The organism is Cupriavidus sp. GW821-FHT02F09, from assembly GCF_059421605.1.
Map to the genome: position 1 here is coordinate 165,720 of NZ_JBWKVH010000011.1, position 16,449 is coordinate 182,168.

16 protein-coding genes are annotated in these 16,449 nt (G+C 67.1%); 8 read left to right on the plus strand and 8 right to left on the minus strand.

The features are described 5' to 3' along the window. Positions 1–31: 31 nt before the first annotated feature. The gene (locus AC07XB_RS15415; RefSeq protein WP_492372744.1) at positions 32–910 is read right to left on the minus strand and encodes a LysR family transcriptional regulator; all 879 of its coding nucleotides are present in this window, start codon (positions 908–910) and stop codon (positions 32–34) included. A gap of 164 nt (positions 911–1,074) precedes the next feature. On the opposite strand from AC07XB_RS15415, the gene AC07XB_RS15420 reads away from it, so the two are divergent. From AC07XB_RS15420 to AC07XB_RS15455, 8 genes are all read left to right on the plus strand, one after another. Further along, positions 1,075–1,509 (plus strand): VOC family protein, encoded by a 435-nt coding sequence (locus AC07XB_RS15420; RefSeq protein ID WP_253930999.1) that lies wholly within the window; start codon positions 1,075–1,077, stop codon positions 1,507–1,509. Positions 1,510–1,646: 137 nt separating this feature from the next. Continuing rightward, on the plus strand, positions 1,647–3,059 hold the full coding sequence (locus AC07XB_RS15425) for an acetyl-CoA carboxylase biotin carboxylase subunit (RefSeq protein ID WP_492826980.1): 1,413 nt from the start codon (positions 1,647–1,649) through the stop codon (positions 3,057–3,059). Beyond that, positions 3,056–3,817, plus strand: a complete 762-nt coding sequence (gene pxpB / locus AC07XB_RS15430; RefSeq protein WP_492826981.1) for a 5-oxoprolinase subunit PxpB — start codon at positions 3,056–3,058, stop codon at positions 3,815–3,817. Before AC07XB_RS15425 ends, pxpB begins: the two co-directional genes overlap by 4 nt. Beyond that, entirely contained in the window at positions 3,814–4,794 is a 981-nt protein-coding gene (locus AC07XB_RS15435; RefSeq protein ID WP_492826983.1) for a 5-oxoprolinase subunit C family protein, read from the plus strand. The genes pxpB and AC07XB_RS15435 overlap by 4 nt, the downstream gene beginning before the upstream one ends. Beyond that, on the plus strand, positions 4,787–5,551 hold the full coding sequence (locus tag AC07XB_RS15440) for a LamB/YcsF family protein (RefSeq protein WP_492826985.1): 765 nt from the start codon (positions 4,787–4,789) through the stop codon (positions 5,549–5,551). The genes AC07XB_RS15435 and AC07XB_RS15440 overlap by 8 nt, the downstream gene beginning before the upstream one ends. A gap of 17 nt (positions 5,552–5,568) precedes the next feature. After that, on the plus strand, positions 5,569–5,808 hold the full coding sequence (locus AC07XB_RS15445; RefSeq protein WP_492372749.1) for an acyl-CoA carboxylase biotin carboxyl carrier protein subunit: 240 nt from the start codon (positions 5,569–5,571) through the stop codon (positions 5,806–5,808). Positions 5,809–6,344: 536 nt separating this feature from the next. Then, positions 6,345–7,688, plus strand: coding sequence for an MFS transporter (locus AC07XB_RS15450; protein ID WP_492372750.1), 1,344 nt, complete (start codon positions 6,345–6,347; stop codon positions 7,686–7,688). A 20-nt stretch (positions 7,689–7,708) separates the two neighbouring features. After that, entirely contained in the window at positions 7,709–8,536 is an 828-nt protein-coding gene (locus AC07XB_RS15455) for a putative hydro-lyase (RefSeq protein ID WP_492826987.1), read from the plus strand. A 68-nt stretch (positions 8,537–8,604) separates the two neighbouring features. Here AC07XB_RS15455 and AC07XB_RS15460 read toward each other — a convergent pair whose 3' ends face one another. The 7 genes from AC07XB_RS15460 to AC07XB_RS15490 all read right to left on the minus strand — a co-directional run bounded on the left by AC07XB_RS15460 (position 8,605) and on the right by AC07XB_RS15490 (position 16,449). Next, on the minus strand, positions 8,605–10,065 hold the full coding sequence (locus AC07XB_RS15460) for an N-acyl-D-amino-acid deacylase family protein (protein WP_492826989.1): 1,461 nt from the start codon (positions 10,063–10,065) through the stop codon (positions 8,605–8,607). Positions 10,066–10,077: 12 nt separating this feature from the next. Continuing rightward, on the minus strand, positions 10,078–11,064 hold the full coding sequence (locus tag AC07XB_RS15465) for a Bug family tripartite tricarboxylate transporter substrate binding protein (protein ID WP_253927680.1): 987 nt from the start codon (positions 11,062–11,064) through the stop codon (positions 10,078–10,080). Between the two features lie 81 nt (positions 11,065–11,145). After that, positions 11,146–12,159 (minus strand): threonine ammonia-lyase, encoded by a 1,014-nt coding sequence (locus AC07XB_RS15470; RefSeq protein ID WP_492827035.1) that lies wholly within the window; start codon positions 12,157–12,159, stop codon positions 11,146–11,148. A gap of 111 nt (positions 12,160–12,270) precedes the next feature. After that, complete coding sequence (locus AC07XB_RS15475; RefSeq protein ID WP_492826991.1) at positions 12,271–13,257, minus strand: N-carbamoyl-D-amino-acid hydrolase; 987 nt, start codon at positions 13,255–13,257, stop codon at positions 12,271–12,273. A 262-nt stretch (positions 13,258–13,519) separates the two neighbouring features. Then, positions 13,520–14,476, minus strand: coding sequence for a LysR substrate-binding domain-containing protein (locus AC07XB_RS15480; protein ID WP_492372755.1), 957 nt, complete (start codon positions 14,474–14,476; stop codon positions 13,520–13,522). Between the two features lie 123 nt (positions 14,477–14,599). After that, the gene (gene hutG / locus AC07XB_RS15485; RefSeq protein ID WP_492826993.1) at positions 14,600–15,424 is read right to left on the minus strand and encodes an N-formylglutamate deformylase; all 825 of its coding nucleotides are present in this window, start codon (positions 15,422–15,424) and stop codon (positions 14,600–14,602) included. After that, the gene (locus AC07XB_RS15490) at positions 15,421–16,449 is read right to left on the minus strand and encodes a hydroxyacid dehydrogenase (RefSeq protein WP_492826995.1); all 1,029 of its coding nucleotides are present in this window, start codon (positions 16,447–16,449) and stop codon (positions 15,421–15,423) included. The genes hutG and AC07XB_RS15490 overlap by 4 nt, the downstream gene beginning before the upstream one ends.

The window sequence follows — 16,449 nt, forward strand, 5'->3', positions numbered from 1 at the left end:
CAAGCCGGTGGCGGCCGGGATGTGCGCCTGCCTACACCTTGCTGCCCGACGCCGCCTCGCTGATGTACTCGGCGAGCCGGCTTGCCACCGGCTGACGGCTATGGCGTGGCCGCTCCACCAGGCCGATCTCGCGGTGAAAGGTATCGTCGCCAAGCGGCAGGGCAGTCACGCCGTGGGGCCAAGGGCCTTGCGCCGCCGTTTGCGGAATCAGCGCCACGCCAAGGCCGCGCGCCACCAGTTGCACGATGCCCTGCAGCTCGTCCAGCTCGATGGCGTCCTGTACCGCCAGCCGCGACTGTCGCAAGAACTGGTCGACCAGCCGGCCACCGAACGAGCTGCGGTCATAGCGGATAAAGGGCGCGGATTCCAGCGCGTCGCTCCAGGCCTGGCCTGCCATGGCGGCCGGCGCCAGCAGCACGAACGGCTCCATCACCAGCGTGCGCCACTCCAGCTCCGACGGCAGCGCAAAGGGAGGCCGGATCATCACCGCGATATCGATCTCGCCCGCATCCACCTGGCCAAGCAGGTTCAGGGACACGCCCGGCACAACGCGGATCCTGCAGCCGGGCAGCTCGGCGCGGAAGGCGGCCATCGCGTCGATCAGGAACGACACCTGGGCCGAGGCGATCGAGCCCACCCGCACCATGCCGCTGCGCTCCGTGGCGCCGCCGTGCTCGCCGATGCGCGCGTAGAGCGCCATCAGTTCCTCCGCCAGCGCCAGGGTTTCCCGGCCGGCGGCGTTCAGCCGCGCCGAGCGGCCCGTGCGGTCGAACAGGGAGAAGCCAAGCTCTTGCTCGAGGCGGTGGATCTGCGCGCTGACAGCCGACTGGGTCAGCCCGATGCGCGCGCCCGCGCTGGCAAAGGTGCCGTGCCGGGCTACGGCGATAAAGGTCTTGAATTCGCGCAGCATGATCGTTTCATCAATTTTCGTGTAGCTAAGGTCAAAAATATATCGCTTTTTTTAATTGGTTGCCATGCCTAGACTTTCCCTCATTGGTTCACCGGCCGGCGTTGCCGGCGGCGGGCCAAGACCCGACCCACACAACACTTCGAACACTTCGATCCCCAAGCGCCATGAGCGAAATCACTCCCGTCCTCGCCCCGTTCCACCTTGCCTTCCCCGTCCACAGCATCGCCGCCGCGCGCGAATTCTACGGCGACCTGCTGGGCTGCCCCGAAGGGCGCAGCGCGCCGGACTGGGTGGATTTCAACTTCTACGGCCACCAGATCGTGGCCCACCTGGCGCCGGAAGAAGCAGGCCACCGCCACACCAGCGCCGTGGATGGCGATGCCGTGCCGGTGCGCCACTTTGGCGTGGTGCTGCCGATGGATCAGTGGCATGTCGCTGCCGACAAGCTCAAGGCCGCCAACCTGTCGTTCATCATCGAGCCGCATATCCGCTTCAAGGGCGAGGTAGGCGAGCAGGCCACGATGTTCTTCCTCGATCCGTCGGGCAATGCGCTGGAGCTCAAGGCCTTTGCCAATATCGCTTCGCTGTTCGCCAAGTAACACGAACGTCGGATCCACATCGGATCCACGTCAGACCAGAGTGAGACCGGCCACAAGGCCGGCCGCCGCACGCGGGGGCAGGGCTTACCCGCCCCGCGTGCATCGCCCCCACGCAGTAGCTGCAAGAGTTAGTCGATATGCGAAGAATCCTGGTTGCCAACCGTGGCGAGATTGCCTGCCGCATCATCCGCGCCGCGCAGGCGCTCGGCATGGAAACCATCGCCGTGCATTCCGCCGCCGATGCCGGCGCGTTGCACTGCGAGATGGCCGATATTGCCGTCGCGGTAGGGCCCGCGCCGGCGGCGCAGAGCTACCTGAATGTGGAGGCGGTGCTCGCCGCGGGCACGGCGCATGGCGCCGATGGCGTGCACCCAGGCTATGGCTTCCTCTCCGAGAACACCGCGTTTGCCCGTGCGGCGCAAGCGCAAGGCATGCAGTGGATCGGCCCGTGCGTCGAGTCGATCGAGAACATGGGCGACAAGAACCGCGCCCGCGATATTGCCGCCGCGTGCGGCGTGCCGGTGCTGCCCGGCAGTATCCGCTTCCTGCCCGAAGACCTGTCGCGCCTGCACGCCGAGGCCCGGCGCGTTGGCTATCCCGTGCTGGTCAAAGCCGCCGGCGGCGGTGGCGGCATCGGCATGAAACGCGTCGACGGGCCAGACACGCTGGCGGCCACGGTGGCGTCCACCCAGGCGCTGGCCCTGAAGGCCTTTGGCGACGCCAGCATCTACCTGGAGCGCTACGTGCCGCGCGCCCGGCATATCGAGGTGCAGGTGTTTGGCTTCGGTGACGGCACGGCGGTGCACCTGTTCGAGCGCGAATGCTCGGTGCAGCGCCGCTTCCAGAAGATCATTGAAGAAAGCCCGGCGCCCAATGTGCCGGCCGCCGTGCTGGCCAGCATGAGCGCGGCTGCGGTGGCGCTGGCCGCGCACCAGCGCTACAGCGGCGCGGGCACGGTCGAGTTCATTCTCGACGCGGACAGCGGCGAGTACTTCTTCCTGGAGATGAACACGCGCATCCAGGTGGAGCATGGCGTGACCGAGGCCATCACCGGCTGGGACCTGGTGCAGGCGCAGATCCGGCTCGCCGCCGGCACGCTCGCACCCAGCGCGCAGCATGATATCCGGCGGGCAGGCGCGGCCATCGAGTGCCGGCTTTATGCCGAGAACCCGGCGCGCCATTTCATGCCATCGCCGGGCAAGCTGGCGCGCTTTTGCCTTCCGGCGGGCATGGCCGGGCTGCGCGTGGACACCGGCGTGCGCCAGGGCGATGCGATCACGCCGTTCTACGATCCGATGATCGCCAAGCTGATTGCCTATGGCACCGACCGCGAAGCCGCCATCGCCACCATGCAGGCGGCGCTCGGTGCAACCGTGATCGAAGGCATCCGGCACAACGCCGTGTTCCTTGGCCGCGTGCTGGACCATGCGGACTTCCGGGCCGGCCGCGTCGATACCGGTTTTGTGGAGCGCGAGCTGGCGGTGCTGGTGGGCGAGTCGGCCGCGCCGGTGGCAGTGCCCGCGCCATCCGCCGTGGCGGTGCGGGCATGATCGCGCAGGACACGCAACACGCCGCGCCGGACGCGCAAGCGTCCTGGCGGATCGCGCCGTCCGGCGATCGCTGCCTGATTGTCGAGTTCGGCACGGTGGCGGAAATCGCCATCAATCGCCAAGCCTGCGCGGCAGCGGTGCGGATCGCCGCCGCGGCCTTGCCCGGCGTGACCGACATCGTGCCCGCCCTGACCACCGTGGGCGTGCACTACCAGCCGATTGCCGTGGCCCGCGCGATGGGTACCAGCGCCCCGTTCGAGGCGCTTTCGGCCATGATCGGCGAACTCCTGTGCGAAGGGCTTTCGTCAAACGCGGGCGCGCCGCTGGTGATCGATATTCCCGTCTGCTATGGGGGCGAGCACGGTCCCGACCTGGACGATGTGGCAGCCACCTGTGGCCTGTCGCCCGAGCAGGTCATCGCGCTGCATAGTGCCGAGCCGGTCGATGTGCTGATGCTGGGCTTCGCACCGGGGCATCCCTATGTGGGCCGCTTCGACGCGCGCCTTTCGCCGCCGCGCCGCAGCACGCCACGTACCGCGGTGGCGGCGGGCTCGATTGGCCTGGCCAATCGGCAGACCGTGATCTATCCCATGACCTTGCCGGGTGGCTGGAACCTGATCGGGCGCACGCCCGTGGCGCTGTTTGACCCGCATCGCGCGTTGCCGTGCCTGCTGGCCGCCGGCGATCGTGTGCGCTTCGTGCCGATCTCTTCCGACGTATTCGAATCCATGCTGGCGGGCGGAGGCGTGCAACCATGAGCATCGAAGTCATCAAGCCCGGTGCGTTGAGCACCTTCCAGGATCTCGGCCGCAACGGCTACCAGCAACTCGGCGTGCCGGCCAATGGCGCCATGGACGAGCGCGCCCACCGGCTGGCGAACGCGCTGGCCGGCAACGCCGCGGCGCAAGCCACGCTGGAGATCACGCTGATGGGCCCCACGCTGCGGTTCCATGTGCCGGCCGTGATTGCCGTGTGCGGCGCGGATCTGGATGCCATGCTCGACGGCGCGCCCGTGCCGATGAACCGTGCGGTGCCCGTCGCCGCAGGCGCGGTGCTTGCCTTCGGCAAGCGCCGCAGCGGCCTGCGCGCTTACCTTGCGGCGCAGGGCGGCTTTGCGCTGACGCCGGTGATGGGCAGTTGCAGCACCTTTGTGCGCGGCGGCTATGGCGGCGCGGCCGGCAAGCCGTTGCGCAAGGGCGACCGCATTGCCTTGCGTGGCGGCGTGCCCGCACCGGTCCGCGATGCCGGTTTCCCGGCGTTTCCGGCGCTTCCGGCGTTTCCGGCCGATGTCCTCACCGCGCCCGATCAGCCTGTACGCATCGTCGCCGGGCGCGAATGGGCGCGCTTCTCCGACGCCGCCAGGCATGCGCTTGTCAGCGAGCCGTTTCGCATTGGCGCGCAATCGGATCGCATGGGTTATCGCCTGGAAGGCTTGCCGCTCGCGCTGGCTGCGCCTGCCGAGATGCTGTCCGAGGCCGTGGCCTTCGGCACGATCCAGGTGCCGCCCGACGGCCAGCCCATCGTGCTGATGGCGGACCGCCAGACCACTGGCGGCTATCCCAAGATTGCCCATGTGTGCGCGGTGGACCTGCCGCGCCTGGCGCAAAAGATACCGGGCGAGACGTTGCGCTTTGCCTTGATCGATCTGCCGGAAGCCCAACGCCTTGCCATGCTGCAAGACGCAGTATTCGACGCCATGGATACGCAAACGGCAGGGGAGCACGCGCATGGATGAGATCGATTTCAACAGCGATATGGGCGAGAGCTTCGGCATCTACCGCCTTGGCGACGATGCGGCCGTGCTGTCGCATGTCACCTCCGCCAACATCGCCTGCGGTTTTCACGCAGGCGATGCGCAGACCATGGCAGCTACCGTGTGCGCCGCCAGTGCGCTCGGCGTCTCGCTCGGCGCGCATCCGGGCTTTCCGGATCTGCAGGGTTTTGGACGGCGCGCCATGCAGCTCGGCCGCGAGGAGGTCTACAACATCACGGTCTACCAGGTTGGCGCCCTGCAGGCGTTTGCCGCCGCGGCCGGCAGCCGGCTCGTGCATGTGAAGCCGCACGGTGCGCTGTACAACCAGGCCGCGCGCGATGGCGTCATGGCGCGCGCGCTGTGCGAGGCGGTGCGCGATGTGGATCCGTCGCTGGTGTTCTACGGCCTGGCCGGCTCCGCGCTGGTCACGGCCGCGCGCGAGGCCGGACTCGCGGTGGCGCAGGAAGTCTTTGCCGACCGCACGTATCAGGACGATGGCTCGCTGACCCCGCGCAGCCATCCCGCCGCCATGATCACCGACGTGGAGGCGTCCATCGCGCAGGTATTGCGCATGGTGCGCGACGGTGTGGTGCGCTCGCTGGGTGGCGTGGACGTGGCGGTCCGGGCGGACACGCTCTGCATCCACGGCGACCAGCCGGGTGCGGCCGGGTTTGCCCGCCGCATCCGCGCCGCGCTGGAGGCGGAAGGTATCACGGTGCGTGCACCGCAATCACGATAGCAACGGACAAACAGAATATGCCCCACACAAAATCCCCCATATCCATCGTGGCAGACACCGCCGGCACCCTCTGGAAACTCGTGGCGCAGCCCGGCGAGATGCAGGTAAAGGATGCCACGCTGCTGATTATCGAATCCATGAAAATGGAAATACCGCTTGAGGCCGGATCGGCTGGTTATATTGAATCGTATTGCGTGGCCGAGGGTGAGATGGTGGAAGAAGGGCAGGTATTGGGCAGTTTTATTCCCGCTGCTTGAAATCGCGCTATTGATAAAGCTGTAAATTCGCCGCCGACATTGATTTTGTGGCGTCGGCCCGGCCGCACGGCCTGGCTGTTTTCTCAATGATCCCGTGGGTTGGGAGATTAATCACCAGCTGGCTGTGAACGATACCGGTTTCGGTGCGTTCCATGCCCCAGGCGGGACGAAAGGTTCATTGTTGTGGTGCGGCGGGGCGCATTGAATCCCCGAGTCAGATGGCTTTTTTTAGTCAGGAATCGTAACGCCCGGAATTCCGTGTTTTTAACGAAATAGCCGCTGGCATGCTTGTTGCAAAGTATCCGGTGTAATCGATGAAGCATGAATCCCGGCGGCATTTAAAGGCCCGCGATTCCCGGCAGGTGGTTAGCTCTCCGGAAATAAAAACAAGACGCGAGCCCGCCCTGTGCGCCAGGAAGTTTCAGGCACAGGACGGCCATCGCGGCAGGTATTCGTGCTTCAGCGCTGGTTCATCCAGGCGTTTCACCACGCCTGGACTGGATTTTCTACCCCGTTGCATCCTGGAAACTGACAATATGTCCAACGCCCCCACCTCATCCCTGCCGATGCCCGACGTGGCGCCGGCATCCACCCCTGCCACGGCGCCGGCAACCGGCAATGCCGTCGCCCGCAAAGCCGCCATGGCCGCCGCCGCCGGTACCGCCATCGAGTATTACGAGTTCGGCGTGTACGGCTATATGGCCTCTACCATCGGCCCGCTGTTCTTCCCTAGCGACAGCGCCACGGCTTCGCTGCTGGCCATCCTGGCCGTGTTCGGCAGCGCCTTCCTGATGCGCCCGATCGGCGGCATCGTGCTTGGGCGCCTGGGCGACCGCGTTGGCCGCCGTGCCGTGCTACTGGTCACCGTGATCGGCATGGGCATCGCCACCGGCATCATCGGCCTGCTGCCGGTGGCTGCCAGCGCGGGCATCGTCGCGCCGTTGCTGCTGCTGGCGATTCGCCTGGCGCAGGGCTTCTTCGCCGGCGGCGAAGTCACCGGCGCGGCTGCCTATGTGGCCGAGTCCGCGCCCAAGGGCAAGCGCGGCTTCTACGGCGCCTTCACGCCGGTGGGCGTGGCCGTGGGCGGCGCGCTGGCTGCGACCGTGTGCGGCATCACCACCGGCTTGCTGGAGCCTGCGCAGATGCAGGCGTGGGGCTGGCGCATTCCGTTCCTGATGGCGATCCCGATGGTGGTGATCTCGTCGATGGTGCGCAAGCGCGTGGAAGAGTCCGTGGCCTTCAAGCAGTTCCAGGAACACAGCGAGCCGCCCAAGGCGCCGCTCAAGGAAGTCTTCACCGCGCACATGCCCGCCGTGGTCAAGGTGGTGCTGCTGTCCTTCGGCCAGAACGTGGGCTACTGGGTGGGGCTGGTGTTCATGAACATCTACATGACCACCTATCTCAAGTACGACAAGGCAACGGTGTACTGGATCATGGCGTTCGTCAGCCTGACCATGGCCATGCTGATGCCGCTGTGGGGCGGGCTGTCCGACCGGCTCGGCCGGCGCAAGGTGCTTGCCATCGGCTTTTGCGCCTACATGGTGCTGGTATTGCCGATGATGATGCTGATGGACAACCACAGCATCGGCCTGGCCTTTCTCGCGATGATGGTGGTGGCGCTGCCCATGCCCATCGTGCAGTCCGTCGGCTACCCGACCTATGCCGAGCAGTTCCCGACCCGCGTGCGCTACACCGGCATGGCGTTCAGCTTCAACATCGGCGCCATCCTTGGCGGCGGGCTCACGCCGTATGTGGCCACCGCGCTGATCGGCAGCACCGGCAACCTGCTCAGCCCGGCCTACCTGCTCATGGGGGGCGCGGCAGTCAGCCTGCTGGCCCTGCTGGGCGTGAAGGAAACCGCCCGCCAGGCCCTCGACTGATGACGGAGCGCAACCGGAGCATGGAGATGGAAAGAAGCATCCACGCCGCGGCCGGGCTTGCCCCCGGCTGGGCCGCCACGCCGGCTGGCGCCCGTGCCGGCATCCGTAGCGGCCGGTACAACGGCAATACCAGCGGCATGGCGCCCGGCCATGGGCAGGGCAACCTGATGATCCTGCCCAAGGCCTGGGCCGGGGATTTCCTCGGGTACTGCCGGGCCAACCCGGTGCCATGCCCGCTGATCGGCATGACCGAAGCGGGCAGCCCGGCGGTGCCGATGCTCGGCGGCGATATCGACCTGCGCACCGACGTGCCGCGCTACCGCGTGTGGCGCCATGGCGAACTGGTGGAGGAGCGCGACGATATCAGCACGCTCTGGCAGGACGATTTCGTGGGCTTTGTGCTGGGCTGCTCGCTGTCGTTCGAGGACGCGCTGGAACGCGCCGGCTTGCGCGTGCGGCACGTGGACGAAGGCAAGATCGTGCCGATGTACCGCACCAGCATCCAGACCACGCGCGTCGGCGCCTTCCATGGGCCGATGGTGGTGTCGATGCGGCCTTACACGCCGGAAGAGGCGGCCATCGCCTCGGCCGTGTGCGCCCGCTTGCCGGGGGCGCACGGGGCGCCGGTTCATATGGGCGACCCCGCCGCGATCGGCATCGCGGACATCGGCCGCCCGGACGAAGGCGAGCCGACCGCGATCCTGGCCGGGGAGATTCCGGTGTTCTGGGGGTGTGGGGTGACGCCGCAGGCGGCGGCCATGATGGCGCGTCCGCCGCTGTGCATCACCCATGCGCCGGGGCACATGCTGGTGTGCGACGTGCCTGCCGATGGGTTGAGGTTACTCTGAGCGCAGGGAGATGAGGTGTCACGAAGGATGGCACTGGAGCTCGCGGGAACCGCACGCAAATGCGTGCGCTAAGCTCGGGCGGTATCGTTGCGGCGGATCACCGCCCCGGCGCGGGCGCCGGTGCTCTCGCCGCTGCTCCACGCGATGGCGCCATTGACGATCACCGTCTCGATGCCCCTCGCGGGCGCGACAGGGCGCGCGAAAGTCGCCATATCGGCCACGCTGGCGGCATCGAAGATGGTGATGTCCGCGAAATTCCCGGGTGACAGTATCCCGCGCCCCGGTAGCCTGAAGTAGCGGGCCGTCAAGCCCGTCATCTTGTGCACGGCCTGCTCGAGCGGGAAAAGGCCGAGGTCCCGGCAGTAGTGCCCCAGCACGCGCGCAAACGTGCCCCAGAGACGCGGATGCGGCGCGGCGTCGTGGGGCAACCCGTCGGAGCCGATCATGGTTTCGGGATAGGCGAGGATGCGCTGCACGTCCTGCTCGTCCATCAGGAAGTAGATCGCGCCTGCCGGCTGCAACGCGTCGACGGCGTCCTCGGGCGAGAGGCCCATCGTCGCCGCAATGACGTCGAGGTCCTGTCCGGCGAACTCGGGATGCGGTACCGAGCGCGTTACGATGACGCGGCTCGACACCGCGAGCCGGTCCTTTCGCAAAATTGTGGAACCAGCGTTATATGGATAGCAGTCGAGTCCGATCGGCTGACGCTGCGCCGCGTTAGCAATGTGCCTCAGCGTGTCGACCGAGCGTCCGTGGTTCTTTGGGCCGATCAGCTTGTGATGCGAGACCACGACTGGCGCGCCGCCCGCCGCGCCGACCTCGAACGCTTCGTCAAGCGCCTCGTGGATCCGATCGCCCTCATCGCGGATATGGCTGGCGTAGACACCGCCGTAGCCGCGCATGACCGCCGCCACGGCGGCCATTTCGCCAGTCGTGGCGGACATCGCGGCAGGATAGGCGGCCCCGGTCGAGAGCCCGATGGCGCCGCTCTCCATGGCGCCGCGCAGCAATGCCTGCATCGCCGCGATCTCTGCGTCCGTCGCCGCCCGGTCCAGCCGGTCCATCACCGCGGCCCGCAGCGTCGTATGGCCGACCAGGCAGGCAGCGTTGACGGCAGCGGGATGCTGCGCCAGCTCGGCGAGATAGTCGCCGAACGCGGGGTAACGAAAGAGGGCCGGGTCGTCGCCGAGCAGGTCAAGCGGCGGCGGAACGGTCTGTCCCGGAGGCGCACGCCAGGGCGCCAGGCTGATCCCGCAATTGCCGGTCACGACTGTGGTAACGCCCTGGCTGAGCTTGGCCGGCATCAGTGGATCGAGCGTCAGATAGCGGTCGTCGTGCGTATGCGAGTCGATGAAGCCGGGGGCGACGATGCGGTCCCGCGCATCGATCACCACCGCCGCGGAGTCGGACGCCAGCGCGCCCAGTGCCGTGATACGCGATCCGTCGACCCCGATGTCGGCGAGCCTGCGCGGTGCGCCGGTGCCGTCAATCACCGTGCCGCCGCGAATCAGTATGTCGAATTGCGCCATGTTCCTTGCGCCTCAGTCGATTGCCGCGCCGGAACTCTTGATCACTGCGGCCCAGACCGGCCGCTCCTTGCGGGCAAGATCGAAGAACGCGCCGCGCGGCCCCGTGGTGACCTCGTACGCCATGTCGGCCAGCCGCGCTTTCATGGCGTCCGAGTTGGCCGCCTTGTTGAAGGCCTTGTTGAGAAAGTCGAGGATCTGCGGGTCGGTCGCGGCGGGCGCGACGTAGCCGGTCCATGCCACCGCCTGGTAATCCTTCAACCCCGTCTCCGCCATGGTCGGCAGCTTCGGCAGGCGGCTGTCGCGGCGTGCACCGGTGACGGCGAGCGGCACGACGCTGCCGTTCTTCAGATATGGCGAGATCGACGTAATGTTCTCGAAGACCAGATCCACTTCGCCGCGCATCAGCGCCAGATCCGCTTCGGGACCGCCCTTGTATGGAATATGTGTAATGGACACACCCGCCATCGCCTTGAACATCTCGGCGCTCAGATGGCCCGTGGTGCCGTTGCCGCCCGAGCCGACGGAGAGCTTGCCCGGCGCGCTCCTGGCCAGCGTGATCAGTTCGGAGACCGATTTCACGCCGAGGTCCTTGCGCACGGCCAGCACGTTCTGCACGAATCCGGTCAGGGCTACGGGCGCCAGTTGCTTGTCGGCGTCGTAGGGCAGCTTCTTGTACAGGGACTGGTTGATGGCCAATGTGCCGGCGTTCGCGAAGCCGATGGTGTAGCCGTCGGCCGGCGCGTTGATCACAGCCTGCGTGCCGATGATGCCGGACGCGCCCACGCGGTTGAGGACCACGATCTGCTGCCCGATATCATGGCCGACCGCATCGGCCAGCAAGCGCGAGACGATGTCGGGCGTCGTACCTGCATTGAATGGGACAATCAGCGTGATGGGGCGCTCGGGATAGGCTGCGAAGGCGTTCGCCGTGAGCAGCATGGCGGCGGCCGTCAGCGACATTCGCCTGAGTAGCCGGTCGAAATGGCGGAGGAGAGACATGGTGGTATTCCTTTCGTGGTAGGCAAGTTGGCATCAAGGCCGGCTCGCGCCAATGCGCGCAGGGCCGGTGACACGGCTGTCTCAGGTACCGTGCACGGCGGCTGCAGTGGGCTGCAGCATCGTTTGAAGCAAGGGCAGATCGATGTTGCCGCCGGACAGGACGATGACGCCGTCGCGGCCTTCGAGATCGATCACGCCGGCGAGCAAGGCCGCCAGCGCGACGGCTCCGCCGGGCTCGACCAGCAACCGAAGCTCCTCGAGCGCGAAGCGAATGGCGGCGCGGACCTGCGCATCCGTGACCGCCACCGCGCCGTCGAGAAAGCGCTTGTTGATCTCGAAGGGTAGTTCGGCTGGCGTGGTGGCCTGCAACGCGTCGCAGAGCGTTGTGGCGCCCGCCGCATTGATTTCCCTGAGGCCGCTGCGCAGCGAGCGCACCGTGTCGTCGAAACCGGCGGGCTCGGCCGCGATCAGCCGCGTGCCTGGATTCAATGCGTCGACAACCAGGCCGCAACCGGCCATCAACCCGCCGCCGCCGCAGGGCGCGGCGAACAGGCCGAGGTTGTCGAGCGCGGCCTCGGGCAGGTCCTGCAACGCCTCGAGGGCCACCGTGCCCTGGGCGGCAAGCACCGCAGGATGGTCGCCCGGCGGAATCAGCGTGCCGCCGGTTTCGCCGAGCAGCCGCATCCCGATCGCCTCGCGGCTCTCATGGAGGCGGTCGTAGTGAACGACGCGCGCACCCTGGGCCAGCGCGCGCTCGACCTTGTTGCGTGGCGCATCGATCGGCATCACGATGGTCGCCGCCACACCGAGCTGGCGCGCGGCCCAGGCGATCGCCTGCCCGTGATTGCCGGTGGAATAGGCGATCACGCCTTTCGCGCGCTGGTCGCCGCGCAGCGACAGCAGGGCATTGAAGGCGCCGCGTGCCTTGAACGAGCCCGTGACCTGCAGGTTCTCGGCCTTGAGCCAGACCGGCGCGCCGGCAATGGCGTCGAGTGCCGCCGAACGCAGCAACGGCGTGCGAACGACATGGGGCGCGATGTCCAGGGCCGCCAGCTCGACGTCGGTGAAATCGGGGACGCGCATGTCACCCAGCATCTCGTGCCGGATCGCGTGCGCGGGTCGTGGTCGTGCCGGATGGACATCCAGGGTTTCGGTTGGCTGCATGGAGAAGGCCCGTGGGTGGTCGAAGAAAGACAGGAAACGGGATCAGCGCGCCGGCCAGGTCGGCGGAGCCACGCTGCCGACCTGGTCCGTGATGCGTGAATACGCCTCGACGCGGCGATGCAAACCGAAGTTGAAGACGGTAGACCGGCCCAGTTTGCACAGGTCCAGGTTGCAGTCGGCCACGATGAGCTCGTCGTCCCAGCTGGTGGCCTGCGCCATGATTTCGCCTTGGGGATTGACGATGATCGAATGGCCGAACATTTCGTGGCCGTCCTCGGTCCCGGCCTTCGCGACGGCAACCGCGAAACACGCGTTCTGATAGCAGCCCGCCTGAATCGACAGCTGGGAGTGGAACACGCGCAGGTGATGAGCCTCGAAGCCGCGATTCTCCATATTCATGCTTGGCGTGTTGTAGCCCAGCATGACGAGCTCGACCTGCTGCAGCCCGAGCACGCGCCAGGCCTCTGGCCAGCGGCGGTCGTTGCAGATCATCATGCCCATGTTCACGCCCTCGGCCTCGCCGACCGGCGCCCGGACCACCGGGAAGCCGAGATTGCCGACTTCGAAATAGCGCTTCTCGAGGTGCTGTACCTTGCGCGCCGGCGCGTACTCTGCGTGGCCGGGCAGATGGACTTTCCGGTACTTGAGGATCACTTCGCCCGACGGTGCGATGATCACCGAGGTGTTGAACCGGCGCTTACGCATGACACCGGCTTCATCGGGTTCATAAGAGATCTCGGCGTAGCCCAGATAAACCGTCAGGCCAAAGCGCCGGATTGCCTCGAACAGTGGCGCAGTCTCCGGCGAGGGCAGCGCCGCCTCGAACCAACGGTCGGCCTCGTCGAGGTCCTCGTGGTACCAGCGTGGAAAGAACGTGGTCAGCGCGAGTTCGGGGAACACGACGACCTGTGCGCCGCGCCGATAGGCACGTTCGAGCAGTTGGACCATCCGCGCGACCGCGATCTCGCGTCCTTCGGACTTCTGGATGGGCCCGAGCTGGGCGGCGGCGACGGTGATGATGCTGGACATGTACTGGAGCCTCTGGTGCGATGGGGTGGTGTCGAGTATAGGGACGCGATACCGCCCTTGAAATGTGGCGCCCCGCGCGCCGGCAGTGCGCGCATTGGCGCCGTCTCGCAAGCCCAACGCATTGATTTGAAAGGAACAAATGCCTCGGGAGCAGCCCCGGTTCGCAGCCGCCTCATAGCCCCTCGTTATGGGTCCTGGGCAATATGTGATGGGGCGCGGTGGTGGTCTGTGGCAATCGCGCCACCGCGCCGCCAACCGCCGCTCAGGCGAACATCGGCGGGCGCTGCGCATCCCCACGCGGTGCGGCGTCCAGCAGGTGCACGAGCGTGGCAAGAAAGCCTTTGGCAAGGGTCGACATCGGGCTCTGCCGCGAATGGATCAGGTAGATCTTGTGACTGAGCGCCGGGCTGATCGGCTTGAGCACGACGTCGTCCGATGCGGATGCTGTGTATCCGAACGACTCCACCAAGGCCACCCCGACACCCTGGCGCACCAGCGCCATGGCTTCGGGTGTCGAGCGAATCTCGATGTCCGGCGTGAGTGGCCCCTGGCCCGACGACAGGAAATGCGAGGAGAGCTGGCCGAAAGGGGTGTCTGCGCCATAGCCGATGAAGGTCTGGCCGCGCAAGTTGCTGGTTGTCACAACGTCCAGCGCCGCGAGCGCGTGTCCCTTGGGCAGCGCGCACAGGATCCGCCCCTCGCCGATTTCCCGGGTCCGGAGATTCGCGCCGTCGGGCGGCGCCATCGATGCAATGCAGAGGTCTGCGTGCCCCTGCACCACGAACGGCAGCAAGGCGTCGAACGGCATGGGCCGGTAGTGGACACGGACGGCGGGATGCCGCAGCCGGAAGCGCTGGATGGCGCGCGGCATCAGCCATTCGCTGTAGCTCGGACTAGAGACAATCGACAACTTGCCTTGGTTCTGTTCGCCCAGGCTGCTGGCCACCGCATTGAACTGGGCGACGCCCTTGAGGATGACCTCGACTTCCTCGAACAGCCGGCGCGCCTCCGGCGTGGGCTGCAGCCGTCCCTTGACCCGTTCGAACAGCAGGAACCGCAGGCGGCTTTCCGCGGTTGCCAGCACCCGGCTGATTGCCGGCTGTGACACGCACAGCATGCGCCCGGCCTCGCTCAGCGAGCCGGTGACCATGATCGCGTGGAAGACTTCGATCTGGCGAAGGTTCAGGGGTATGGCGGGAGGCCTGCTAACGGCTGACATACAAGGTGGCGCCAAGGCACAAGCGCGGTAACGGCAAGAGGGGCCCGTGACGACGCAAGAAGCGCGCCATCGGGCGGCGGATCCACGCCGACCGTCGGGCGCGAGCGAGGTGTCAAGCCTGATTCAAGCCTGTGCGTCGGCCGCGACGGGCCGCAGCGTTGCCATTGCCGCGAGCGCTCCCCCTACCATGTCGCGCAGTGTTGGCCACAGCTTCGCGGCCAGGTCTTCACGGTAGCCGAACGGTGCCGCTTCATCCATGTAGATGGCCTGCGCCATTTCGAGTTGCACCGCGTGCACCCCCCGCTGCGGCTGGCCGTAGTGCCGCGTGATATGCCCGCCTCTGAAACGATCGTCGGCGACCCACGAGAAGGGACTGGCCGACGCGGCGGCGATGACGGCCTCGCGCAGCGCTGGCGCGCAACTGGCACCGCTGTTGGTGCCGATGTTCAGATCTGGCAAGCGGCCCGCGAACAGGTGGGGCAGCACGCTGGCGATCGAGTGCGCTTCCCACAACAGCACGTGCCCGTGCACTTGGCGCAGGCGCGCAATCTCGGCGGCCAGCGTGCTGTGATACGGATTCCAGTAATCGCGGATACGGTCGGCGATCTCGGCAGAGGACGGGGCCTCGGGATCGGGATACAGCGGCTCGCCCAGGAATGTGTCGCGTGGGCAAAGCGCCGTGGTGTTCTGGCCCGGATAGAGGCTTTCGCCGTTGGCGGGGCGGTTCACGTCGATCACGTAGCGCGAGTAGTTGGCTGCCACGACGGAGGCACCCAGCGTTGTCGCGAACGCGTAGAGACGCCCTAGATGCCAGTCGGTATCGGCACGCACGCGCGCCACGTCTTGCATTTGCGCGGCGAACGCGTCGGGCAACAGCTCGCCGCCGTGCGGAATCGAGACTACCAGGGGAATGGTGCCCTGCGTCAGCTTGCAAACGGGGGGATTCATGACTGGACTTCCTTGGATGGCGTGATAACGGGAACGCGCCTGCGCAACCACACGCGCGCGTCGAGAAGGTGTTTCGGTTGCCGCCCCGCGAACACGTCGATGATCTGTTCGGCGCATTGGAGTGCCGTGGCATGTAGCGCCTCCTCGGTGGAGCCGGCAAGGTGCGGGCTCAGCACGACGTTGTCGAGCCCGGCCAGCGGGGACGCCGCGCAGAGCGGCTCCTGTGCGAAGACGTCCAGTCCGGCGCCGAAGAGCCTGCCTTCCTTTAGCGCCGCGGCCAGCGCGGCTTCGTCGATCAGCCCGCCGCGCGATGTATTGATGACGATGGCGCGCGGCTTCATGCTGCGTAGCGCCTTCGCATCGAGCGTGTGGCGCGTGTCGGCACGCAGCGGACGGTGCAGGGAGACAACGTCGGAGGCCGCCAGCAGTTCGGGCAGCGCCGATACCCGCGTCGCGCCGTGCGCTTCGACCTCGCACGTCGGCGCGCTGGGCGACCACACCAGCACGCGCATGCCGAGTCCCGCGCGCGCCATGTCGCAGACCAGGCGCCCCGTGCGGCCGAAGCCGATCACGCCGAGGGTCTTGCCATGGAGAGAGAGCATCGGTGCCGCGTATCGGTAGCGCCAGTCTGACTGCCGCGTGGCTGCGTCGGCCAGCGGCACCCGGCGCGCGACCGCGAGCATCAGCATCAGCGTGTGTTCGGCCACGGCGCCGATATTGGCGTCGGGCGTGGACACCACCGGGATGCCCAGCTCATGCGCATGGGCGACCGCGATCTTGTCGGTGCCAGTGCCATGATTGCTGATGACCGCGAGCCGCGGTGCGGCATCGATCATCGCGGCGGTCAGACCTTCGCGCACGATCACAGCGTCGGCGCCCGCGACTTCACGGATGCGAGCGGCTTCGTCACCGGCCTGGCCCGGGCGCACATCGAAGCCCGCGGCGCGCAGGCGCTCCGCGCCGATGGGGTGGATGGGCTGCGTAATCAGGCAGACTGGCATGGGCGTTGCACGGGAATCAGGCAT